The sequence below is a fragment of the Methanolobus sp. genome (assembly GCF_016278385.1).
Taxonomy (GTDB): domain Archaea; phylum Halobacteriota; class Methanosarcinia; order Methanosarcinales; family Methanosarcinaceae; genus Methanolobus.
The window spans coordinates 76,563-101,468 of sequence record NZ_JADQBY010000005.1 but is presented as its reverse complement, the minus strand read 5'-3'; the positions used below and the strand labels follow the sequence as shown (position 1 = coordinate 101,468).

Here is a 24,906-nt window from a genome sequence, read left to right as displayed (position 1 = left end):
GCTGCGGATACCGCACCAGTGAGCTCCTCGCGAGCACCCTTACATAACAGGCTTGGTATAAAAGCGTTGCGGGAGAAAGGATTATTATCCCCTTGATTAAACATATTAATACACATATTAATTTCCTTTGCGGAGGATATTTATAACATAAGTAACAAGGCGGAGTGATTAATATGAATTCAACCGTAGAACTGAGGGATCGCTTTTTACAGCGATAAACCGCTAATAAATAAACACAAGACTATTTTTGACACGACACTGCGTGACGGTGAACAAACACCTGGCGTATCACTCACCAACGATCAAAAACTCAAGATTGCCCGTCAACTGGACAAACTTGGTGTTGACGTGATCGAAGCTGGTTTCCCAATATCTTCGGAAGGCGAAAAGCAAAATGTAAGAGCCATAGCCAGCGAAGGACTCAGTCTCGATGTCTGTGGTCTTGCCCGCGTCCTTACAAAAGATCTGGATGCATGTATAGATTGTAATGTTGATGTAGTACACACATTTGTATCAACCTCTGATATCCAGAGGATACATACTATAAAGAAAAGCAGAGAAGAAGTCATCACCATGGCAGTAAATGCCGTTGAGTACATCAAAGACCACGGAGCAAAATGTATGTTCTCAGCCATGGATGCCACCAGAACTGACCTTGACTATCTTATAGAAGTATACAACGCTGTAGAAGGAGCAGGCTGTGACATAATAAACATACCTGACACAGTAGGCATAATGGCTCCTTCCTCAATGTACGAACTTGTAAAAAACATCAACAGTCACGTGAACATACCAATTGATGTCCATTGTCACAACGACTTTGGAATTGCTGTTGCAAACAGCCTCATGGCAGTAGAAGCTGGTGCCAGCCAGATTCAGGTAACTGTCAATGGAATAGGTGAACGTGCAGGTAACGCTAACCTCGCCGAGGTCGTAATGTGCCTGCATTCCATATATGGTGCAAAAACCAATATCAAGACAGAATATATGCTTGAAACTGCCAAGATGGTTGAGAACTTCACAGGCATACACATGCCCCCAAACACCCCAATCGTCGGTGATAATGCATTTGCCCACGAATCAGGCATACACACCCATGGAGTACTTGAAAAATCCGACACATTTGAACCCGGCATAATGACCCCTGAAATGGTAGGGCATAGACGGCGTATAGTCGTTGGAAAGCATGCTGGGAAGCACGCAGTCAAGAAATCACTCGAAGAAATGGGTATAGACACCACCGAAGAACAACTCGATGAGATACTTACCAAAATAAAAGACATAGCAAACAAAGGCAAACGCATATGTGATGCAGATCTTCGTGCAGTAGCATCAGCCGTCCTTGGCAGGAACCTTGGAAAAGAGACCATTATCCTGAAAGAGTTCTCATTGATGACCGGCAATCTCACAACACCGACCGCTGTTGTCCGGGCAAAGATAGGAGACGAGGAAGCTGTTGCATCCAACTATGGAGTAGGACCAATAGATGCTGCCCTTAAAGCAGTGGAACTGATGATTGGCGGATACACCAAGGTCAAAGTACGTGACTTCAGCCTCGAGGCAATAACAGGAGGAAGTGACGCCCTTGCGGAAGTTACAATTTCCGTAGAGGACGAAGAAGGCCGTGTAGCCAGTGCACAATCTGCCAGTACAGATATTGCAACTGCATCTGTGGACGCGCTCATCACAGCCATCAACATACTTCTTGAAAAGAAGAAGCTTTGGAGCATGGAATAACCAGAATTAACAACCTGAACCGTGAATCCACGGTTCTTTAACTTTTTTATTTTTAGATTTGGATACTGGAAACCGCTTTTTTGAACCATTCATATCACAGATTCATATCTATATAATAAGATTATAATTGAATATACATGAATTATGAAGTAATAGACTCTCATTGCCATCTTGATTTTCCTAAATTTAACAAGGACAGGCACGAGACAATTGAAAGAGCAAGAAAATGTGGCGTAGTCCAAATGATTAACTCAGGCATAGACTACAAAACAAATGTAGATTCCCTTGAACTCGCCAAAAAATATGATTTTGTCCATGCCACACTCGGACTCAGCCCCCAAATGGTACCTGATGCAAGCGAAGAAAAAATAAAGCAGATACTATCACAGATGGAACGTAACATCGAAAAAGCAGTGGGAATTGGAGAAGCTGGACTTGATTTCTATTATTGCACAACGGACACCGGAAGAAAAAAGCAGGAAGCTGTATTCAGACAGGTCATTGAAATAGCTGATAACTACAACAAAACCCTTGTGATACATGGCAGGAACGGCGAAGACCTTGCACTGGAAATGACAAAGGACCTTAACAGAGTGGTTTTTCACTGCTACGGCGGTTCACTTGAAACCATGAAAAACATCGTTGATGCAGGACACTACGTATCAGTACCCACCCTCGTATGTTTTTCAGAACACCACAAATCAATAGCTCAAAACCTGCCCCTTGAGAACATGCTCATTGAGACTGATAGCCCATACCTATCCCCAAGAAAAGGCAGGAATGAACCATCTTTTGTTCTTGATTCAGTCTCGGTGATAGCTAATCTCAAAGAACTAGAAGAAACTGATATCACCAGGGCGACAATACAAAATACCCGCAGGGCATTTGAACTCTAAATCCATTCTTTTTTGACATAGGAGAATAAACATGCAGGTCAAACATTTCAACATCGGCCTTTACGATGCCAATTCATATCTCATTAATGGAAAAATACTGATAGACACTGGAATGAGCACAGAAGGACTTATTTCAGCTATCGAAAATACTATCGACATTAAGAACCTTGAATTGATAATACTCACTCACTGCCACTATGATCACACAGCATCTGCAAAAGATATAGCAGCAAAGAGCGGCGCTAAGATAGCTATCCACAAGGATGATGCACCCCTACTTGAAAACGATACAATAACCGCTGCTGCAATGTTCGGATACAAGGCACCCTCCATTGAACCTGATATACTGCTCAGCGAAGGTGACAGGATACCCATAGGAGATAATGAAGAACTTGAAGTCATCCACACACCCGGACATACACCCGGTGGTATCTGCCTGTATGAAGCAAAATCAAAGAGCCTCTTTTCAGGAGATACAGTCTTCCCCAACGGAAGCATAGGACGAACGGATTTTGATAGCGGCAATCGTTTACAATTGACCGAATCCATCAACAAGCTTGTGCAGCTTGATGTCAAAACACTTTACCCGGGACACGGGGAAGTCACCTCAAATGATGTCAACACGCAGATACAATTCTCCCTGCGCATGTCCAAAAGCATGCTGCTCTAAGGACGCAATATGAAACATAATAAAAAAAGTAGACAAACTAATTCCTCTAAATTTCTCCCCATGAGCCTTGAAGAGGCAAAACAGAAAGGATGGGATGAACTTGATGTCATTATCGTTACAGGGGATGCATATGTCGACCACCCAGGTTTTGGAACAAGCATCGTAGGCAGGGTGCTGGAAGATGCAGGATACAGAGTAGGAGTTATTGCACAACCAAAATGGGACGATGTTGAAGACTTTAAAAAGCTTGGTAAGCCGCGTTTGTTCTTCGCTATCAGCGCAGGAAATACAGACTCAATGGTCAGCAACTACACCCCATCAAAGAGATTGCGCCACGATGATGCATATTCCCCTGGAAATAAGCCGGGACTTCGTCCAAACAGGGCAACTCTTGTCTACTCCAACCGTCTGAGAGAAGCATATCCTGAAGTTCCCAGAATTATCGGTGGCATTGAAGCATCCCTGCGACGCTTTGCCCAATACGACTATTGGTCTGACAAAGTGCGCCAATCGATTCTTGCAGACGCACCTGCAGATATTCTCGTTTACGGCATGGGAGAACTCCAGATACGGGAAATAGCAGACAAGCTCAATAAAGGAATACCTGTTTCAGATATCACTGATATCGAAGGAACTACATGGAAGATAGACATCAAAACATGGAAAGAGAAGCATGAGGAACTGCTTAAGGACCGCATAGAGATCGCACCATATAACGATGTTTCAAATAACAAGGAACTCTACGCTAAAACATTCAAAACTGTCTACGAAGAACAGGACCACATACGAGGCCACGGCATTATACAAGTTCATCCAAAAACAGTGGTGATCCAGAACAAGCCTATGCGCCCTCTGACACAGGAGGAACTGGACCACGTGTACGAACTTCCATTCACACGAGAGACACATCACTCTTATGAGGAAATCGTCCCTGCCCTTGACATGGTCAAATTCTCTATCAACACACACCGAGGGTGCTTTGGAGCATGCGCATTCTGCGCCATTGCTCTGCATCAGGGAAGAATGATACGTAGTCGCAGTATTGAGTCCATATTGAGGGAAGCGGAAAACTTCAGGGATATAAATGGCTTCAAAGGAACAATCAATGGACTCGGTGGTCCTTCTGCTAATATGTATGGAATGGACTGCAAAAACTGGGAGGAAAAAGGAGTTTGCAAGGATAAGGTATGCATTTACCCAAAAGCCTGCCATTCACTTGATACCAGTCACAGAAAACTCATAGAACTTATGCGCAGGCTCAGGGAGCTGCCGGATATCAAAAAAGTATTTGTAGGCTACGGAGTGCGTTATGACCTTGCATTGCTTGATGAGGAGTATATGGAGGAACTATGCGCCCACCATGTCAGCGGACAGCTCAAGGTTGCACCTGAGCACTATTGCGACAATGTTACCGATGTCATGAAAAAACCTGACAGGGAAGTCTTTGAGAGATTTGAGCAGAAGTACAAGGAAATTAACAAGAGACTCGGCAAGGACCAGTACCTTGTGGCATTTCTCATGTCAAGTCACCCCGGATGTACCCTTAAGGATATGATTGAAACAGCAGAATACATAAGAGATACAGGTAGGTACACCAGACAGGTACAGGACTTCACCCCTACTCCCATGACTTCTGCAACTTGTATGTTCCATACAGGACTTGACCCGTTCACCGGGAAGGAGATTTACGTAGCTACCACTCAAAAGGAAAAGAGTATCCAGAGGGCAATGTTACACTATAAGGAACCGGCAAACTATAATCTTGTTTACGAGGGACTAAAGCGTGCCAAACGGCTTGATCTTGTTGGAAATTCCTGGAATTGCCTTATAAATCGGAAAAAGGGAGGAAACAGAGGATGGTAGAATGGAACAACTGGAACTGGCTGATGCAATCCTCAAACATTAAAGGTTGAGAGTAAGGTGAAACCTTTAATTTTTTAATTTATCTGTGTGATTATTGTTTACATTTAGTACTGTAATTAAGTGGGAAGCACAAGTGACATTTAAAGCGCGATTTGCCAGCTTGCTTTTTGTATTTCATTCATCTACTGAACATGGAAATTCCATCCTCATTATAGATAAGAATGTTTGACAGACCGGTTACAAAATGGATATCAGATGCTCAATCAAAAACAGAATAACTTCCATCGTCGTTTCAGGCAAACCGATTCTGGCCTGAATATTGAAAATGAATATTGAAAATGAATATTGAAAATGAATTTCAGACCCCTGTTTATTCTATATACCTTTACGGCATATCTTAACAATGTCTATTGGGGTATTACCTCATCTCGCCTTTCTTGCCATGGGGATTGACTTAATGAAAATGCAAATTACTGAAGTACTACTTGCATCCAACAAGAGGAAAAACGTACTTTTGCTATTGCAGGAAGGACCTCAGGAAATGAAAACACTCCTTGAATCACTGGATACTACCAGATCAGCGTTGCTTCCACAGATAAAGATACTTAAACAAAATAGTCTTATATCCAAGTCACGGGACACTTATGAATTAACAACAATCGGAAAGTTGATCGTCGAGGAAATGGTATCTTTTTTGACTACTGCTGACATGTTTGGTGGTAATTGTGAATATTTTGGGACCCATTTCATCGATTTCATTCCACCATTACTTCTAAAGAAATTACCTGGTGTAGGGATATGTAAAGTAACGAATATCTCCGCAGAGGATTTCTATGATGTCGATAAGGAATTTTATGGAAAGGCCCTGGAATCACACGAGTGGTTAGAGATCACATCAACCCTACATCCTGCATTTCACAATTTCTATGTGCAGATGACAGATTATGTTACGGAAGTATCAGTCATCATGACTCAAGAAGTTTATAAAAAGGCTAAACAGGAATACTATGACGACTTTAAGGAACTAATAGACCTGAACCTTATCTCGCTTTACCTGTATCCTGAAAATCCTGGCTTCATTTCCTTTACTGTAGCCGGCCAATCCATTAAATTCAGGTTATTTACACTGGAAGATGTGCATGATAACAAAAATATATCCTTTTCAGGTCCGGCTGCTCTTGAGTGGGGTAAAGAGTTATTCGAATATTATAAGCGACATTCAGTGCCTATTATTGAGATTTAGTTCTATTGATATCTTTCTGCCTGTCTTCAGATTTTATCTCACGCTCAGTGCTTGCGACCGAATACACTTCACCATCTTCGTTGACCAAGGGAGTTGCTATCACCCATACATCAAGGACGCGTCCATCTTTGGTAATCCTCTGTGTCTGATAAGGTTCAGGGGTATCACCTTTAACAAGTTCTGTCATCATGGCCAGGGATTCTTCTATTCTATCCTCCGGGACCATTCTGCTGGCATTCATGTTCAACGCATCTGCTTCGCTCCAACCGTACATTTTCCCAGCCATAGGATTCCACGCGAGGATATGACCACCCTTATCCTGTAAGGTTATAGCATCAAGCGAATCGCGTACCACCGCGGCCAAGCGGCGCAGGATCTCCGTCTGTTTCAGGAATGTGATAACCACTCCTTCAATGGTGTTCTTCATTGTCCGGTAGGGACGCATCCTTACAGTGTACCACTCGTCGCTGTGTGTATGAACCTCTGTCTCCAGAGGGACCAGGTTGTCAAGTACGGACTGTATATCCGGTATCAAACGATCATAGCCTGTAAAATTGGAAACCGTATGCCCTATAGACCTTCCCACATCCGAAGGAATCAGGTTCATAACCTTTGTGACGGCAGGGGTAAAGCGCTGGATACATAGCTGATTGTCCACAAACACAATTCCCACACCCGTAGAAGCCAGTAAGTTGTTCATGTCTTCATTGGCCCCAGAAAGCTCTGTCACCTTGGCCTGAAGTTCGTTATTGACAGTGGACAGTTCCTCGTTGACAGATTGTAATTCCTCTCTGGAGGTTTCCAGTTCTTCGTTCGTGGATTGCAGTTCCTCGTTCATTGACTGCATTTCTTCGTTGGAGGATCTCAGCTCTTCATTAGAAACTTCCAGTTCTTCATTAGAAGCCCTGAGATATTCTTCCATGGTCATTAGTTCCTCTTTGAGAGCTGAAACGTTTTCTTCCTCCCCCGATATAGCCACAACAATATTCTCTTCAGCCACATGACCATCACTTTTCCCGGACTTTGGCGGTACGTCAAAAGTAACCATGAACAAATTTTGATCAGTAGATTCTTCCACAGGTCGAAGCGTCAGATCGACTGTCGTAAAGTTGCCGTTTGTCTTGACCCTGACTCCGGAATGTGTTATCTGTTCTTTACTGATCATTGCTTTGCTCAGGGCAGTGGTCAATGCCGGCCGCAGCCCCTCGCGGGCCATCTTCAGAATGTTGTTAGCAGGTTCACCGGGGGCCATTTCAAGATACAAACCTGTACGCCCATGAAGATAGAGGATATCACCGCGTTCGTTGACCAGCACACCTGCAGGAGCATATTGTTGCAGCAACTTCCTTTCAGCCAGTTCACGCATCTGGAATCTTTTCTTACCGAGATGTTTATCGGAGAGCTGAAGTGGTGTTTCGATTCCCACAGGAGAGGGAAAATATTTACCTATCGAATGGCGATAGTCACCATTGAAGACCTTGCTTTGATATAATTTGGACTGTCGATCCAGGGTATCAAAAAACATAGAGAATTCCCCAATGCTTTCGGAAGAACCAAGCAAAAGAAATCCGCCCGGATTCAGTCCATAATGGAACATAGGAATGAGCTTCTTCTGCATTTCCTTGTTCATATAGATCAACAGGTTGCGGCAACTGATAAAATCAAGTTTGGAGAACGGCGGATCCTGGATTACATCTTGTTCGGAAAAGATCATCATGTCACGGATATTTTTCTGGATGGTGTAAGTATTGGCTTCGAGGTCATGAGTAAAAAACTGCTCCAGCCTTTCAGGTGAGATATCGGAAGAAATGCTGCCTGGATAGACACCTTTGCGGGCACGCTCGATTGTTCTGCTGTCAATATCGGTGGCGAATATCTGTATTTTAATATTCTGCTTTGACTTTATCATATGCTCATGGATCAGAATACCGATGGAATATGCCTCTTCACCCGTGGAGCAACCTACAACCCAGATACGCACTTCCGTACCGGGGAATCTGTCTTCAAATAGTTTTGGAACCACTTTTTCCTGAAGTACCTCAAAGACCCGAGGATTACGGAAGAAATTTGTGACATTGATCAGGATATCACGAAAAAGAGCCTGCACTTCCTCCGGTTTTTGCTGCAAGTAGTGTGCGTACCCCTCCATGCGCTTGATGTTGTTGACGACCATGCGACGCCTTATACGACGATCCAATGTTTTCTGCTTATACTGTGAGAAGTCATGACCGGTCTGGACAAGCAGTTCATTGAAGATGATTTGCATCGTTTCTTCCGTTTTGTGAACTGGAAGTGGTTTTTCATCAGATGTTTGGGACACATATATCTGGGATACGTAATCACGGAGTTGAGCTGGCATCTCTGAAGGCTCCAGTACGTAGTCCACCAGACCTGTGTCAATAGCACTGAGAGGCATGCCATTGTAGTCGCTGGATTCCGGACTCTGTCCCATTATCATACCACCTTCTGCTTTGATAGTTCTCACGCCAGCGGTACCGTCACTGCCAGTACCTGAGAGTATTACACCAATGGCCCACTCATGACAATCTGATGCCAGAGAATGGAAAAAGGAATCAATTGGCATACGATGTCCACGCTTCTCAGCCGGCTCCATCAGGTGCAATATGCCATCCATAATGATCATATCCTGGTTGGGAGGGATAATATACACGCAATCCGGTCTGACACCCATTCCATCCTTGACATCATATATCTGCATCTTTGTAAAGCGCCTGATAATTTCAGAAAGCATGCTTTTGTGGTCGGGTGACATATGCTGCACTATGACAAAGGCAATTCCCAGACTGCTATCTGTAGGTACCGCTGAAAAGAATTTCTCCAATGCAGCCAGCCCACCAGCCGACGCACCAATACCTACAACGGGAAATTCGCCATGATGGGAGATGTTTGCAGATGCATCCGCCTCAGCAGAGATCTTTTTCTCTTTTGACGATTGAGTTTGCTCTTCGCCTGCACCATTCTCATTAATGACTATAATGTTCACCCCTTCGATTGTCGAAATACTAACAAAATAAGATGTAAATAGGTAACAATGTATTATTCAATTGATTCCTTATATTAGTATCCGGTTTAGTATTCTAACTTATTGAGGTCATCTAATTAGACAGCTTCTCATTTCAAAAAAATCTTGCTTTCGGTAGTCATTCCATAATGATCATTAATATGAACCGACACAAAGTTTGGAAACACCAGAATTAGGGATGGCAGGTGCACTTCTGGCTCTTGCCCTGAACAGGAAGAGCAAGAGAGCATTAACTAAATGCTCTTCAAAATTTAAGACCAATCAATTCAAAATAAATGAATAAAAAAGAAAATTAAAATAGCTATCCCATAGCCATTTCCAGCAGGTCGATTATATCCAGGACGTCAACCCGTGGGCCGCCACGTTTGAGATTTGTGCGGCACAATGGGCAGGCAGTTACCAGATAATCCACATCTTTTGGTATTTCTTCGACCCTGTTCTTTGATATCTCAAGGGAAAGTTCAGGATAACCTTTGAGTACTCCGCCGCCTGCTCCGCAGCATTTGGACTTTTCCCTGTTGCTTTTCATTTCTTCAAGGTCGCAGATGGATTCTATTATCTTCCTTGGAGCATCGAATATCCCATTACATCTTCCAAGATGGCAAGGGTCATGATAGGTAACTTTCAGGTCTAGTTTCTTCAGATCCAGCTCTTCAAGACGGTCTGCAAGGAACTCGGCAACATGAACAACCTTCACATCACCCGGATAATCATTCTTCAGTGTCGTAAGACATCCTGCACAACCGGTGATTATCGTATGAGCACCTATCTTTTTGATCTGTTCCAGATTCTTTGACATCAGTTCTGACGAATCAGAACCTGTCCTCAAAAGTGGAGAGCCACAGCATACTTCTTCCTGCAGAACGGTAACCTCGAACTTCTTCAGTATATCAAAAGTTCTCTTTGTAAGTTCAGGGTATCTGTATGAAGCCAGACAACCTGCAAAAAAGACATAATCTGCTTTTTCTTTTACATCCTTTTTAGAGTCTCCAAGCCATGACATCCTATCTTTGGTCTCACCAAGAGGATTTCCTTTATCAAGAGCTTCGAAACGCAGTACCTTCTGTGCGTCAGTCATCTTGCCCTGAAGCACAAGCTTGTGCCTTACATTCTCTACAACCTTGACAGGGGATGCTCCGGAAGGACACATCTGCTCACAGAGTCCACATGTGGTACAGGTGTTGATACTGTCAAAAACGCTCTCATCAACTTCCATTCCCTGGGAAATACCATGGGCCACCAACATGCGCCCACGGGAACTGGCCGATTCCCAGCCAATAACATCAAAAACAGGACACACTGAACGGCATGTTCCGCAACGGACACATTTCAGTATTGAACGCAAATCAGATTCATTCATTTTCAGACCCCCATCTTCCCGGGATTAAGTATCCCCTTGGGGTCAAGAGCCTTCTTTATCAATATCATTACATCAAGGGCCTTACCAAGCTCAAGTCCGAGATATTCAGCCCGGGCACTGCCAACACCATGCTCAGCTGTAACAGTTCCACCAATACTGATGGCTGTGCGGTGTATCTTATCTGCGGCCTTGTTCAGTTTGTCCCATTGAGTATCATCAAGCACGTCAATGCACATCCCCGTGTGAAGGTTTCCGTCACCGATGTGTCCGTAAGTCATAATCGGCAGATCAAACTCTTCAGAAATCTCGCGTACCTTATGCAACATTCCCGGAAGCTCCTTTATAGGAACACCAATGTCTTCGCCCACATAAACGCGGGTAAGAAGCGGATCAAGTCTGGAAACTGCAGCGCCTACCAGTCTTCTTGCAGCCCATATCTCATCCCTTTCTTTCTTATCTGAAGCGGCCCTGATGCTTGTTGCAAGGGAACTGCACACATCCTTTATCATCTCTATGCCTTCACGAACGCTATTTTCAGTACCATCCACCTCAAACATAAGGATAGCACCTGCCTGTGGAAGGCCAATATTCGGATCATAGGTGTTTATGGCCTCTATTATATTCCTGTCGAGAATCTCACATGCAGATGGGACTATTCCGGAAGACAGAACCTTAACAACTGCTTTGCCGGCAAGTTCCGGATCATCGAAAGATGCAAGAAGTACTGAACGCTCTTTTGGAAGAGCCCGTACTTTCAATGTTGCCTTGGTTATTATTCCAAGGGTACCTTCAGAACCGACAAAAAGATCAGTCAACGAATATCCTGCAACAGATTTCAAAACTTTGCTTCCGGTGTTTATAACAGTACCATCTGCCATTACAACCTCCAGCCCAAGTACGTAGTTCCTTGTAGTCCCGTATTTTACAGAACGCATCCCGCTACCGTTGTTAGCTATAAGCCCTCCAAGTGTGCACATTGCTGAACTTCCCGGATCAGGAGGGAAGAACAAACCATGTGGCTCAAGGGCATCATTGAGCTTTTCCTGCACGATACCTGGTTCAATGATCACCTGAAGGTAATCGAGGTCCATTTCCAGTATCCTGTCCATGGATGACATATCAAGTACGATACCCCCATCAACTGCCACAGCCCCACCAGCCAGTCCTGTACCTGCGCCTCTTGCGGTCACAGGAATTTCATTCTCAAATGCAAGCCTGACTATCTTTGAAACCTGTTCAGTACTTGCGGGCCTGACCACAAAATCAGGCATCCCCCTTATCTGTGAGGCATCGCATGAATAACAATAAAGCTCTGCAGCTGACGTAGAAACTCTTTCAGTCCCTACGATTTCCTGCAAGTTTTCAAGTAAATAGGATTTTCGCATCGAATCGTTTTTTAAGAGAGATAGTAAGATTTATACTTTTTGGTGAAGGCAAACATTTACATCTAACTACAACTATTAAGCAGCAATGACACGATACTTTGAGGTACAGCAACGAGATGGTGCTGCAAGGATAGGGAAACTTCTTCTAAAGGAAACTATCCAGACACCTTTCATACTAGATACAAGAAGCCTTAGTTCTCCTGACAGCCTGATAATAGATGGCGGCTCTCTCTGGAAATACAGTGATCTAAAGGAAAGTAAAGAATATTTCCAGGAAATACGACAAAATGCCGGAGAAGATGTCTTAATAATACTTCCTCACCAGAATCTTACACCTGATGCCCCGCAGGACCTTGCACTCAAACTTGCAGAAAGGTCAGAAATAGAAGCAACCGGAGCTACGGGAAGCATTTACATTTCCGGGCAGAAGGTAAAGCAAACTGACCTCTATGTTATGGAGGGCGCAGGGTGTTTTGAGAACAATGCAAGACGTATTCTCACCACACTTATTGAGATGAAAAATGAGATCACACCTGATACGGCAGTATACACACCCAATATCTGCACCCCTGAGAATCTTGCAATGCTGGTCTATCTTGGAATTGATATCTTTGACAATACAAAAGCCATAGTTGCTGCACATAATGACATATATCTCACTACCGCAGGACAATTCTACCTCGATTCACTGGCAGAACTGCCGTGCAGGTGCAGTGCATGTTCATCAACAGATGCAAAAGGGCTTATGGAGATGGACAAGAAGAGCCGTGCTTCAATTGTGGAAAAGCACAACATCAATGCCATGGAAGCTGAAGCGGCCCTTGTCAGAGAGAAGATACGTGCAGGAATGCTGCGTGAATACATAGAAGGACAATGCAGAGTACGACCCTGGCTTACTGCCCTGATGAGGCTCATGGATGCAGAGTACACCTACGTAGAAAGCAGAAGTCCCATAGCAAGGAACAACGGGCTCATTGCTACTTGCGGAGAATCCCAGAACAGGGCAGAGATCGTCAGATTTGCCAGAAGGATACAGGAAAGGTATAATCCACCGGAAAAAGACATACTACTGCTCCTGCCATGCTCTGCAAAGAAACCATATTCCACATCCAACTCCCACTGGAGATTCATCAATGCTCTTGGAAAGAGCCGTAAATTTGTTCATGAGGTCATAATCACATCACCTCTTGGAATCGTGCCAAGGGAGCTTGAACTTACATACCCTGCATCGCACTACGATACAACGGTGACCGGATACTGGGATGCCGAAGAAAGGCAGTGGGTAGCTTCATGTCTTGAAAAATACCTGTCACAGCACCAATATACATCCATTGTTGCACACGTGGAGGATGCATACCGTCAGATATGTGAGATCGTGGCAGAAAAACTTGGCATAGATATTATTTATACAAGCTGTGGCAATGTGACATCGCCTGAATCACTAAGAAGTCTCAGTGAAACAATGTCAGGACTCTGCACCGGAAGAAAACGAGGACATGAGCAGACCCAAAAAGACCTCATGAAAGCTGTTGCAGATTACCAGTTTGGAAAAGGATGCGGACAGATACTCGTGCCTGAAGAGTCAACTATCAAAGGACCCTTCCCCAAACACCAGGTATTTGTTGGTAAGAAGCAACTTACTACATTGATCCCTCAATATGGCACACTGGCAATTACCATTGAAGGCGTGAAAGCTATGATGGATCAAGGTAAATATATCGTAACGATAGATGACTTCGTTCCCCGTGGCTCACTTCTGGCTCCCGGAGTAATTGATGCAGACCCATTGATAAGGCCAACCGATGAAGTACTCATCTGTGGCAAGAATGCAATTGCAGTTGGAAGAGCAGTCATGAGCGGAGATGAGATGAAGAAAGCCACTCGAGGAGTGGCGGTAGACTTGCGTCATGTTCAAAAAATAGAATAATTTAGAAACTATTGTGGTTTTCAGATGATAGTAATCAGAAACTTTGAACCATCTGATTTTGAAGATGTTCTGGAAATAGAGGCAGAAGCATTTTCAGAACATAATCCTTTTCTGTATATGAACTTCTACGAAATGAATAGTGAGGGATTCTTTGTTGCTGAGTACAATCACTATATCGTAGGTTTTGTTGTAGGATACCAATTATCTACCAACGAAGGAAGGATATTCTCACTTGCAGTGAGGAAAGGGTTTAGAAGTATGGGAATCGGAGCAAGGCTCATGGACTCTATTTTATCAGAATTTATGAGGAAAATCCTTCAGAACGCAAGCCTGGAAGTAAGAATTACAAATGTCAAAGCCCAGAAATTTTACAAACGTATGGATTTCATACCCTGTTGGATAGAACGTGGATATTACTCTGATGGAGAAGATGGCGTTATTATGAAAAAACGCCTAACTCCGTTTGCAGTCACTTTCCTGGAAAACACAGGTAAACCTGTTTTACCAGAAAAGGAACGTGTTATCAGATTTCTTGACTATGTTTAATTCGTATTTGCCATATTTCCGCTTGCACGTATGGCAAGCTCATGCATCCTTACAGACGTTCGACCAATTCCGGAGATCTCATCCTGTGATAACGACGAAGCAATATCATTCCCAAGAACAAATATAGCGTGTTTATGCTCAGCTTTGCTCCTGTGAACATGGAGAGGACTTATTGACAACGAATCATATTCGCCGAAAGAGTTATTCACACCCGTGTGTTCAAAGTGTTTTCTGATCTGTGCCATTAATGTGTGCAATTGAATCAATTCATCTTTGTGCATACCAACCAACCTACATGTAAATTAAATATTACTGTTCTTTTGTGCACTGTTAAAACTAATGCACTACTTGTAGTTGGCAAACTTCATAATAAAGGCATTTCCCACGGAAATCATTTCTGCATCTAGAGCTTATAAGATTTTCGGTTTATTTACAACGATTAATCATGAGAGATACCATGTAAAAAGAGTAAATAAAGAAATCATATTAAAAAAGAAAAATAATAGAGTAGCCTAAATATTAATACTGTGCGCGAGCACAGTATTAGAAATTACAAAGAAGTGGCTGTAAGCACTTTGACTGAAGCAGGTCTCTTAGTAACACTACCTACCTTTGCACCTATCAGACGCTCTATACCTTTATCTGCTGCGATATCAAGAATCCTTTGTGTAACCACACCATCAAAAACAACTGTTTTTACTTCATCCTGATAATCCTTCAGAGTACTTACAAGGTCACGAACTGCTGTTTCATTAACAACATTATCTTTTCCATCAAGGAAACGTGCACTGAATGTGCCTATAAGATCACTTGCATGGCCCTTGAACCTCTTGTTCTCTGGTGAAGATGGGGGTTTTATCTTTTCAACTTTAATCTGCTCTTCAGCTGAATCTTCTGTTAATTCTTTTCCCCTTGTATCCCTACCCCTTGATACCTCTCTTGACGAATATCTGGAGGAATCTCTTGGAGAATCTCTTGGAGAATCCCTTGAAGAATCCCTTGAAGAATCCCTTGAAGAATCTCTTGGAGAATCCCTTGAAGAATCTCTTGGAGAATCCCTTGAAGATCTTTTTACCTGGGAAGTACCCACCCGTTTAACCTCAGTTGCAGGCCTTCTCTCCTTACGCTTTGCTGGAAGACGGGAAGAACGAGCATTTTCAGCCTGTGGTGCCTGATCTTTAACGATATATTTATCGAGTACCTGTTCAACAGGAACTTTCTGCCTGAGTGACCTTACAATCTCTTTCTGCACAAGATCTTCAACACTCTTGCCATCAGGTGCCCTTGCAATATAATCTATGTTCGCAACCTGGACCAGTTCCTTAATTATAAGTTCCCCACCACGGTCACCATCAGTGAAAGCTGTTACAGTGTCTTTCTTCTTTGTCAGTTCTGCGACCTCAGGAGGAACATTGGTGCCACCAACACAAATAGTGTTCTTGATACCGTACTTCAAAAGATTCAGGACATCAGCACGACCCTCTACAACAACAATTGCATCTGACTCGAACACTGCGGGTCCACATGGGATCTTGTTCTTTCCAAAGTACTGCATCTCTTCAACCCTTACAGACTGACGTACCTCGTCAGCGATCTCCTGGGATTCCGGAAGATTCTCATCGAACATACCTTTGAAAATAAACTTTGCTCTTTCAATGATCTGATGACGCTTTGTAGCCCTTACATCCTCGATATGGGTAATCTCTATCTTTGCACTGCATGGACCAACCCTGTCTATGGTTTCCAGGGATGCTGCCAGTATTGAAGTTTCAACCTTGTCAAGACTTGATGGAATGAGAATAGTACCTTTGGTCTTGCCGCCTTTTGCACTGACGACAACTTCTATCCTCCCTATCCTTCCTGTCTTCTGAAGGTCACGAAGATCAAGGTCAGAACCGAGTAAACCCTCGGTCTGGCCAAAGATCGCTCCGACGATATCCGGGCGTTCAATTATTCCATCTGCACTTATCTTTGAATGAATTATATATTTAGTAGTATCTGCATTCTGCATGTAATGATCTCCGAAATTTGGTAAGATGATACCAGAACAATTCGGAATACAAAAACAGTAAATCAGTAACAACTACCAGAATAGCATCATATCAAAAAAGCTAAAAGCCAGTAGTATGTAAAACTAAACATCAATGATTATACATGAAGATTTCCACTTAATCTAAACCAACGCCAAGCTAACCACAGTAGCAACATTACACTATGCACAACATGTAAATGGACTACTCCAACTGTTTTCTGGCATGGCCAATAAGCAGTATTTCCAAATCCCTCATTGAATACCTGCAGCTTTTGACCTATTAAGCATTTTTTGTGATATTATAAATGCTTTATCGATTGATGATTCCTATCTGAATCGGTAGTGATTACGAATGACTAAATTTGTATTGTTGAAAGATACCCTTGTTCGTAGTATCTGTATTATCTTGTTTTCAAGCATTAATGCAATCATATAGTAATGATGATTACATTAAGTAGTATAATTCAAAGTTTTATAAACTTATGGGTGGACATAGTATTGTTAATATGTTGGATATTTGAAATAGAAAACACAACTTATTTTGATTTATACCTAACTAACCGGGGAATATAATTAATATCCAGACAGGCTTTTAAAGCATATGCAAGAAAAAAAAATAAAACCTAGCAGAAAAATTATAATAATAGGCGGTGGTGCAACAGGTATGCCGGTAGCCACCAGTCTGGCCCGTCATAGCAACTATTCTGTAACAGTATTCTCTGCAGACAAGCACACAGCTTATAGCCAATGTGGTATGCCCTTTGTCATTGGAAGACAGATAAAGGATTTTGATTCATTGATCCTGAGGGATAATAGATTTTTCAAAGAAATGGGAATAGACCTGCGGCTTGAAAGCAGGGTGGATTCCATTAACCTGAAAGATAAAACTATTACATCAGGAGGACAAAACTACTATTTTGACAAACTTGTAATAGCCACGGGAAGCAAGCCAAAAATACCTGCAAACATCCCTGGAACTTCACTTGAAAATGTCTTCACCCTGAGAACACTTTCTGATGCTATTAAAATAGAAAAAGCACTCACCAGTGCATCAAACATCGTCATTATCGGTGGAGGGTCAATAGGTGCAGAACTTGCAGCTGCTACTGCCCAGAGGAAAATAAATACAATACTTCTCAATAGAAGTGAATCAATCCTCTCACATAATATCGACTCTGACATGGCAGACTCAGTCCAGGAACATCTTGAGTCTCTTGGTGTGAGAGTTTTGACCGGATATGTGCCTGAATCAATTAACGGAGAGAAAAAGGCAGAATCTGTAACAATTGGCTCTACCGAATTTCCGGCGGACCTTGTAATAATATCCACAGGTGTTGAACCTGAAAATAATCTGGCATCAGATGCTGGAATTGATATTGGAAAAAACGGCGGAATAATTGTAGACAAATATCTGCACCCATCTGTGGACGGCAAGTACAACCAGGACATATATTGTGGAGGAGAATGCGTTGAGGTTCATGAGCTCATCACAGGGAAAACGATGTTAAGCCAGGTTGCAAGCACCGCAAGAAGAATGGCAGGTGTCATAACCAATAACCTGACTTCAACTCCCATGGAGTTTGGCCCTATCCTGAATCCCTGGATAGCTGTAATTGGAGAGCTTCAGGTTGGAACCACAGGGATAAGCTCAAAAAAGGCAATTGAAAACAATATTAAAACCGTCACAGGCATGGCAACTGGATCTACAAGAGCTGACTACTACCCGGGCGGAAGCAAGATTTTTATCAAACTCATATTCAGTGAAGAATATCTTGTGGGAGCACAGGTTGTAGGAGGAGAAGGAGTAAAAGAACGTATAGATGCGCTCACACTTGCCATCAAAAAAAGAACAACTGTTCAGGAACTGGCAAACATTGAAACCTGCTATGCCCCACCGGTATCAATGCTCATAGACCCTGTAAATTTTGCTGCAAAGGGTGCACTGAAAAAGATGCGTAAAATAAAGACATGATAGAAATAGACGGGTCATATGGAGAAGGCGGGGGACAAATACTCAGAACAGCTGTTGCTCTCTCATCAATCATCAGGGAAGATGTTATGATTAAAAACATACGTCGCAACCGTCCAAAGGAAGGACTTAAGCCCCAGCACCTTAAATCTATAGAAACAGCTTCCATGATCTGTCATGCCGATGTAAAGGGACTTTATCCGGGGTCCACCGAGATTCACTATTCTCCATTGGAAATATGGGGGATTGATCTAAATATTATTATAGGCACTGCAGGAAGTATTCCACTTCTGATGCAGACCATCATGCCGATTGCCGCCTTTTCTTTAGAGAAGACCAAACTGAGGATCACCGGAGGAACTGATATTGCCTGGTCACCCTCCATAGACTACATGAGAAATGTGACCTTGGAAGCTCTCTCTAAAATGGGGTACAAAGCAAACATAAGACTTATTGAACGTGGTTATTATCCAAAGGGAGGAGGAATCGTAGAAATTGAGATAGAACCTTCTATCTTAAAGGGATTCGATTTTAAAACTGGGAAAAGCGGTATATCAGGAATATCACATTGTTCAAACCTGCCGGAACATGTCGCAAAACAACAGGCTGACTCTGCGATTACCTTTCTGGAAGAAAATGAAATCAAAGCACATATAGATATTGAAAATAAAAATTTCTTTTCCACTGGAAGTGGAATCACACTCTGGTCTGACCTTATTGGCTCTACAAGTATTGGAAAAAGAGGATTTCCTGCTGAAAATGTTGGAAGCAAAGCTGCCCGGGTACTGCTTGATGAATTACAATCTCAGGGATCTGTTGACATTCACCTGTCAGACCAGCTGATACCATACATGGGACTTGCAGGAAAAGGGTCATTCACAACCAGAGAACTTACTCAGCACTGTCTGACGAATATTCATGTAACAGGACAGATACTTGATGTTCAGTTTAGCATCAATAAAATAAATGGGCTTTATGAGATAAGTGTGGAATGATAATTATTCCACAATAGTGAGATACTCCGGCGGAATGCCTCTTGCAAGGACAATATCATTATTTACAGTAACGATATCCACACCATCCTGTTGAGCAGCACTTGCGTCTATCTCGATTATTACTGGATTATCCGTATGAACAGAAGCTGCTTCCTTTGCCTTTTCAAATGAAGTGCTTAGGTGTACGTAACATTGCCTGATGGGGAAGATACCATTATCAAGCAACATATCCGCTTCTTCCTGGCTGACTCCATAGTACAGATAGGATAGCTCATTTTCAGGATAGTCCGATATGAGATCCACATCTACTGAATGACCATATCTTGCCCTGATGAAACCATCATCTATTTCATAGCGCCCTTTCCTGTCAGATTCGACAAGGGATACCAGACGTTCCATTGTACCCCATTTATAACGCCTTTTCATGACTTCGCAGAGCTGGTTCAAATCCACCCATCCCTGCTGATCCATCTCAATGCCCACATCATCAGGGAAGTGCCTCAATGCACCGGAAACGAACCTTCCAAGACGTTCCTCCCGATCATCATCCAGCACGTAACGTCCTTCTTCTCCACAATCAGGGCAGCTTTCTCCCCTGAAATAGCCATGCTCTTTACATTTACGGATCATGATATCTGCAAATACATCTCATAATTAATATATCTTATCAAAATGACGCAATAAATAGAACATAATTCTTAAAAGATGAAAATCAGAGGATTTTTATAATCTTTTCGTTAGATTAATTATCTAAGAGAATACTAGACTACGTGAAAGGTAGATAGATGAATATTCAGGATATTTAATTCAGTTTTCAGGGTATTATTATGGATGAAATCAACGAAGTATACGAAAAACTTGGCGGTGTCATCAGCAAAGATGATTTTACACGCAAGGTTGAAGAAAAAGTGGAACAAATGAGCGGACTCTGCGATACCAGAACTGCCGCAATGCTTGTGGCCCATGACCTTGGAGTCAGTGATACCGGAGAAAGCCAATTACAGAAAGTATCTAGCATTACCCCAAACAGTGGTAATGTCAAGTTCATTGCAAAGATTATGTCTGCATTCCCTGCAAAGGAATTTAACCGCAATGACGGAACTATTGGAAGAGTTGCAAATGTTGTTGTTGCAGATGAAACCGGATCAATACGCCTGACACTGTGGGACGACAGAGCGGACCTTGTGAAAACAGGAGAAATTGAGATCGGTCAGAATTACCAAATCGCCGGATATGTCAAGGAAGGATATTCCGGTGTCGAAGTTAATATAGGCAACAATGGTGTTTTCTGTGAAACTGATGAAAAAGTCGAAGCTCATATCGATTCTAAACAGATAAAAGATATTCAGAACGGAATGGGCGATATTAACATTCGTGCCAGAATTATTGATATATCCGATATAAGGACATTCAATAAGAAGGACGGAGGAACAGGAAAAGTTGCAAACATTCAGATTGGAGATGAAACCGGCAAAATAAGGGTAACACTCTGGGATGAAATGGCAGACCTTACAAAAGAACTGGAAATCGATGATTCCGTAGAAATAATCAATGGATATGCCAGGGAGAATAACTTCAACCAACAGGTGGAAATGCAGGTTGGAAACCGCAGTGTTATCAAGAAAATAGAAGAAAAAATCGAGTTCAAGGAAGATTTCACATCTATTGCTGACATCATACCAGGTGAATCATACTCAATATCAGGACAAGTATCAGGGCTTGGAGAAATAAGAGAATTTAACCGTGATGACGGCACTGTGAATATGGTTTCAAATATATATGTCTCAGACGATACTGGAAGAATACGTATTGCATTATGGGGAGATCATGCCCTTCTTGTAGACCAGCTTGACATTGATATGGCTGTAGAAATCATGGATGCTTTTTCTAAATCCGGTTTCAATGACGAAATTGAACTCAGTGCAGGTAATCGGACAAGAATAGTGATTCATTAAAGACTATTATTTTAAAATTCAATCCGGGATTTTTATATATACGTATTTATAACAATTCCGGATTCTCTTTCTTATTTCAAAAATAAGCATCATGTAGCGTGTAATTTCTAAAAGTAACCCGAATCACAAAATCCACGAACACCTATATATACAATAAAAGTAACATTTTAACTAGTGGACTATATAGGTAATAGCTTCCTTTGATTCGAGGTAAATCTAGTGGTCTTGAGTGTTCAGAACGATATGGAAACCGATACTTCCATTCTAGAGATACAGAATGAAATGTTGGTCAGGGAAATAATGTCAAAAGATCTTTTTGACATTGATGTCACTGCCAGTGTTCTTGCAGTTGCAAGGAAGATGGTAGAAAGTGATACAGGCAGTATCATCGTCACAGAAGACGGTGATATCATTGGCATCATAACTGAACATGATATTATTACCAAGACCGTTGCTAAGAATGTACTGCCTTCTGAAATGACAGCCAAAGATATAATGTCATCCCCTATTATAGCAACAAAATCTTCGACAAATATAATCGAAGCTGCAGAAATGATGGTCAAATCCAACATTCGCAGGCTTGCTGTAATGGAAGGCGATGTTATTGAAGGGATGATAACTGATAGGGATATTATAGCTATCGCCCCAGGTCTTACAACTATCCTGGAAGGACTCATTGAACTACATCATGAAAACAATATTCATAAGGAACCGGAGTTTGAACGTGGTATATGCCAGCGTTGCGGAACTCTTGTTGACAACCTGATGGATGTTAATGGATTGATGCTATGTGAAGATTGTAAAGAGGAAGAAGGTTATTATGACTAGTTTTTTGACTGGTCAGCTATAAAGAACACTTCAAGTTGGTGAAATAAATGTCTGTCCCGATATATCTTAAAAAAAGAAATGTATCGACTTTCAAAGCAACACCTGAATTTAAGCCGGGGAAAGTGATTAGAACTTGGCACTTTGTGTTTGCTGGATCAACTGTTACTGCAGACAGGCATTGTATATTATCTGCATTTTGAGAGCGCGATTAAGTGCTTACATGTAAGGATTGATTTACCATGAGACTGAAATGCCGTTCACAAACTTATGGATATTATAGTGTTGTTTATCCATTTATTTTGTGATGTTATGGATTGTAGTGGTTTAATTGAAAATGAAAAATCAGGTCATTGAACTGGAAAACAAAATGACAGAACTCCGGATAAAAGACTCCATAATACAAATACTTCAGTGGTAACTATGAACGAATCAAACGACTACCACATGAAAATCATGGCACGCTTTGCATATGGAGCACTACATCTTGCAGATACCAAAGAAATACAACTTGAAAACACGGTCACATCAGTTGACACTACTAATTTATCAGGAGGTGGAAACGAAAACCCGAGTACAGCATAAACTGCCACTTGTATGGTTTTCATAAAAACGACAGGGACATGTTTTCCAAAAATACATAAACAGGCCCGTAGACGAGTATAGAAATAAAAAAGAGTACATCGATTTGCTGTAATTGAGCGATGATGAACTCTTTGGTGGATAACAGATAAAAATATCCTGCAAGCCTTGTGTAAATAAAATTCAGGGCTTCTAGAAGGAGGAACAACATGAATGTGAAGGACATTATGAGTTCACCGGTCTTTACCATAGCACCGGAAGAAACCGTAGCGCATGCAAGAAAACTTATGCTCAAGCATAAGATCAGCACCATTGTGGTCGCTGAAAATGAAGAAATGATTGGTATTGTCACAAAGACAGATATTGGAAAACGGCTTGCACAAGCTGAACCCATGTGGAGAAGGAGACCAATCGATAAGATTCCGGTAAGCATGGTAATGCATGAAAACCCTATTACAATATATCCCGGTGCTTCAATACTCCAGGCAAGCAATCTAATGATAGAGAATGGTATAAATGCACTTGCTGTGGTGAACAGAGAAGTTGTAGGTATAGTAACCGGAACTGATATTATGAGATACTTCTCGGAGCAGGATCTGAAAACTAAAATTTCAGATGTGATGACAGAAGATCTTGTCTTTGTTCACAGACACCACACCATTAATCATGTGATCCATGAAATGGAAGAGAATAAGACAAACCGTGTAATCGTCACAGATGATACAGATGAAGCTGTCGGAATAATCACAACAAGCAGTGTGGCATTCAACATCATGGCTGACAACGAAGGAAACCTTCCATCAAAGAGCATAAAAATGACCCGGCGTTCAAGCCCTGCCGGTCAAAAAGAATATCGTTACGTAAAAGAAGTTCCCCTTGTTGCCGAAGATATTATGTCAGAACTTCCACCATCCGTAGATATCAAGAACAGAGTAGTCTATGCAGCAAAAATGATGATAGCAGAACACACGATTGCCCTGCCAGTTGTCAATGACGGGAAGATCGTGGGTCTCATTAGCAGGAGAGACATACTTAAAGCAGTACAGTAAGCATCAAAAACCAGAAATTAAAACAATGATCAGAGGAATGACAATGGAAGTAAAGGATATAATGGCAGAACCACTGGTAGTAGATAAATCAGATACCATTTCCCATGCACTTGATGTAATGGAGAAAAAGGGAACGAGGCGTCTTCTGGTAAAACATGATGATAAAGTACTTGGCGTACTCACTATGAGAAACCTCACAAGGGAACTCGGAACGCGTAAAAAGGGAAGCAAGCCAGCTTCTTCTCTGCACGTGGCAACAGCAATATCAGATAATTTCATAAAAGTACTCCCGGATACGAAAGTGACCGATGCCATCACACTGATGGTAAAGAACGGAGGAGTGATCGTTGTCATGGATAACGACAAGATACTTGGGTGGGTTACTCCAAATGAGATACTTGAGAACAATGTTTTCAAAGGGTATGCCGGAGAGATAATGCAAAGAGATCCTATTGTAGCCAGTCCGGCAGACCGTGTAAGCCATGTCAGAAGAATAATGCTTGATAACAACATTGGAAGAATTCCAATCATTGAAGGTGACAAGCTTGTTGGAATGGTAACAGAGAAGGACATTGTAAAAGCTATGCGATCCTTCCGTGACCTTGTAGAAGGCGGTAAACAGGAGGCTCGTATAAAGAACCTCATTGTCGAAGACATTATAAAGATGAGTGTAAAGACTGTCTACACAAATACCCCGACAACCGATGCAGCTAAGATAATGCTTGAAGAGAATCTTGGAGGGCTCCCAGTTGTCAACCTTGAAGGACAGATGGTAGGACTGATAACAAGAAGAAGCATTATTGGTGGGATGATAGAGTAAAGAACCAGG

Annotated in this window: 20 protein-coding genes; 14 read left to right on the top strand and 6 right to left on the bottom strand. The window is 42.1% G+C overall.

Annotated elements, in window-relative coordinates; all coding sequences use genetic code 11:
- Window positions 1-225: 225 nt before the first annotated feature.
- From QZZ23_RS02845 to QZZ23_RS02825, 5 genes are all read left to right on the top strand, one after another.
- Window positions 226-1,737: a 2-isopropylmalate synthase gene (locus QZZ23_RS02845; RefSeq protein ID WP_292466692.1), complete on the top strand. Its 1,512-nt coding sequence runs from the start codon at window positions 226-228 to the stop codon at window positions 1,735-1,737.
- A gap of 137 nt (window positions 1,738-1,874) precedes the next feature.
- A complete protein-coding gene (locus tag QZZ23_RS02840) occupies window positions 1,875-2,633 on the top strand; it encodes a TatD family hydrolase (RefSeq protein ID WP_292466688.1) in 759 nt (252 codons plus the stop codon).
- A 31-nt stretch (window positions 2,634-2,664) separates the two neighbouring features.
- Window positions 2,665-3,303, top strand: a complete 639-nt coding sequence (locus QZZ23_RS02835; protein WP_292466687.1) for an MBL fold metallo-hydrolase — start codon at window positions 2,665-2,667, stop codon at window positions 3,301-3,303.
- Between the two features lie 60 nt (window positions 3,304-3,363).
- Window positions 3,364-5,166: a YgiQ family radical SAM protein gene (locus tag QZZ23_RS02830; RefSeq protein ID WP_292466686.1), complete on the top strand. Its 1,803-nt coding sequence runs from the start codon at window positions 3,364-3,366 to the stop codon at window positions 5,164-5,166.
- 457 nt (window positions 5,167-5,623) lie between these two features.
- Entirely contained in the window at window positions 5,624-6,409 is a 786-nt protein-coding gene (locus QZZ23_RS02825; protein ID WP_292466685.1) for a transcriptional regulator FilR1 domain-containing protein, read from the top strand.
- Here QZZ23_RS02825 and QZZ23_RS02820 read toward each other — a convergent pair.
- The 3 genes from QZZ23_RS02820 to QZZ23_RS02810 all read right to left on the bottom strand — a co-directional run bounded on the left by QZZ23_RS02820 (window position 6,396) and on the right by QZZ23_RS02810 (window position 12,197).
- On the bottom strand, window positions 6,396-9,413 hold the full coding sequence (locus QZZ23_RS02820; protein WP_292466684.1) for a chemotaxis protein CheB: 3,018 nt from the start codon (window positions 9,411-9,413) through the stop codon (window positions 6,396-6,398). The genes QZZ23_RS02825 and QZZ23_RS02820 overlap by 14 nt on opposite strands.
- 340 nt (window positions 9,414-9,753) lie before the next feature.
- The gene (locus QZZ23_RS02815; protein WP_292466683.1) at window positions 9,754-10,812 is read right to left on the bottom strand and encodes a heterodisulfide reductase-related iron-sulfur binding cluster; all 1,059 of its coding nucleotides are present in this window, start codon (window positions 10,810-10,812) and stop codon (window positions 9,754-9,756) included.
- 2 nt (window positions 10,813-10,814) lie between these two features.
- Window positions 10,815-12,197, bottom strand: coding sequence for an FAD-linked oxidase C-terminal domain-containing protein (locus QZZ23_RS02810; protein ID WP_292466682.1), 1,383 nt, complete (start codon window positions 12,195-12,197; stop codon window positions 10,815-10,817).
- Between the two features lie 85 nt (window positions 12,198-12,282).
- Here QZZ23_RS02810 and arcS point away from each other — a divergent pair, with 85 nt between their 5' ends.
- Window positions 12,283-14,124, top strand: coding sequence for an archaeosine synthase subunit alpha (arcS, locus tag QZZ23_RS02805; RefSeq protein ID WP_292466681.1), 1,842 nt, complete (start codon window positions 12,283-12,285; stop codon window positions 14,122-14,124).
- A 24-nt stretch (window positions 14,125-14,148) separates the two neighbouring features.
- Window positions 14,149-14,670 (top strand): ribosomal protein S18-alanine N-acetyltransferase, encoded by a 522-nt coding sequence (gene rimI, locus QZZ23_RS02800; protein ID WP_292466680.1) that lies wholly within the window; start codon window positions 14,149-14,151, stop codon window positions 14,668-14,670.
- On the opposite strand, the gene QZZ23_RS02795 is transcribed toward rimI, so the two are convergent.
- On the bottom strand, window positions 14,667-14,951 hold the full coding sequence (locus QZZ23_RS02795; RefSeq protein WP_292466679.1) for a UPF0058 family protein: 285 nt from the start codon (window positions 14,949-14,951) through the stop codon (window positions 14,667-14,669). The two genes, rimI and QZZ23_RS02795, sit on opposite strands and share 4 nt — an antisense overlap.
- A 269-nt stretch (window positions 14,952-15,220) precedes the next feature.
- Window positions 15,221-16,681: a DNA primase DnaG gene (gene dnaG, locus QZZ23_RS02790; protein ID WP_292466678.1), complete on the bottom strand. Its 1,461-nt coding sequence runs from the start codon at window positions 16,679-16,681 to the stop codon at window positions 15,221-15,223.
- A 622-nt stretch (window positions 16,682-17,303) separates the two neighbouring features.
- Between dnaG and QZZ23_RS02785 the strand changes: the two genes are divergently transcribed.
- The gene (locus QZZ23_RS02785) at window positions 17,304-18,674 is read left to right on the top strand and encodes an FAD-dependent oxidoreductase (RefSeq protein WP_292466677.1); all 1,371 of its coding nucleotides are present in this window, start codon (window positions 17,304-17,306) and stop codon (window positions 18,672-18,674) included.
- On the top strand, window positions 18,671-19,666 hold the full coding sequence (gene rtcA, locus QZZ23_RS02780) for an RNA 3'-terminal phosphate cyclase (RefSeq protein ID WP_292466676.1): 996 nt from the start codon (window positions 18,671-18,673) through the stop codon (window positions 19,664-19,666). The genes QZZ23_RS02785 and rtcA overlap by 4 nt, the downstream gene beginning before the upstream one ends.
- Before the next feature lie 3 nt (window positions 19,667-19,669).
- On the opposite strand, the gene QZZ23_RS02775 is transcribed toward rtcA, so the two are convergent.
- The gene (locus tag QZZ23_RS02775; RefSeq protein ID WP_292466675.1) at window positions 19,670-20,296 is read right to left on the bottom strand and encodes an RNA 2'-phosphotransferase; all 627 of its coding nucleotides are present in this window, start codon (window positions 20,294-20,296) and stop codon (window positions 19,670-19,672) included.
- Between the two features lie 197 nt (window positions 20,297-20,493).
- Between QZZ23_RS02775 and QZZ23_RS02770 the strand changes: the two genes are divergently transcribed.
- The 5 genes from QZZ23_RS02770 to QZZ23_RS02750 all read left to right on the top strand — a co-directional run bounded on the left by QZZ23_RS02770 (window position 20,494) and on the right by QZZ23_RS02750 (window position 24,897).
- Window positions 20,494-21,621 (top strand): OB-fold nucleic acid binding domain-containing protein, encoded by a 1,128-nt coding sequence (locus tag QZZ23_RS02770; protein ID WP_292466674.1) that lies wholly within the window; start codon window positions 20,494-20,496, stop codon window positions 21,619-21,621.
- A 219-nt stretch (window positions 21,622-21,840) separates the two neighbouring features.
- Complete coding sequence (locus QZZ23_RS02765; protein ID WP_292466673.1) at window positions 21,841-22,449, top strand: CBS domain-containing protein; 609 nt, start codon at window positions 21,841-21,843, stop codon at window positions 22,447-22,449.
- A 420-nt stretch (window positions 22,450-22,869) separates the two neighbouring features.
- Entirely contained in the window at window positions 22,870-23,031 is a 162-nt protein-coding gene (locus tag QZZ23_RS02760) for a hypothetical protein (RefSeq protein ID WP_292466672.1), read from the top strand.
- A gap of 206 nt (window positions 23,032-23,237) precedes the next feature.
- Window positions 23,238-24,077, top strand: a complete 840-nt coding sequence (locus QZZ23_RS02755; RefSeq protein ID WP_292466671.1) for a CBS domain-containing protein — start codon at window positions 23,238-23,240, stop codon at window positions 24,075-24,077.
- Window positions 24,078-24,120: 43 nt separating this feature from the next.
- Window positions 24,121-24,897, top strand: a complete 777-nt coding sequence (locus tag QZZ23_RS02750) for a CBS domain-containing protein (RefSeq protein ID WP_292466670.1) — start codon at window positions 24,121-24,123, stop codon at window positions 24,895-24,897.
- Window positions 24,898-24,906: the final 9 nt, after the last annotated feature.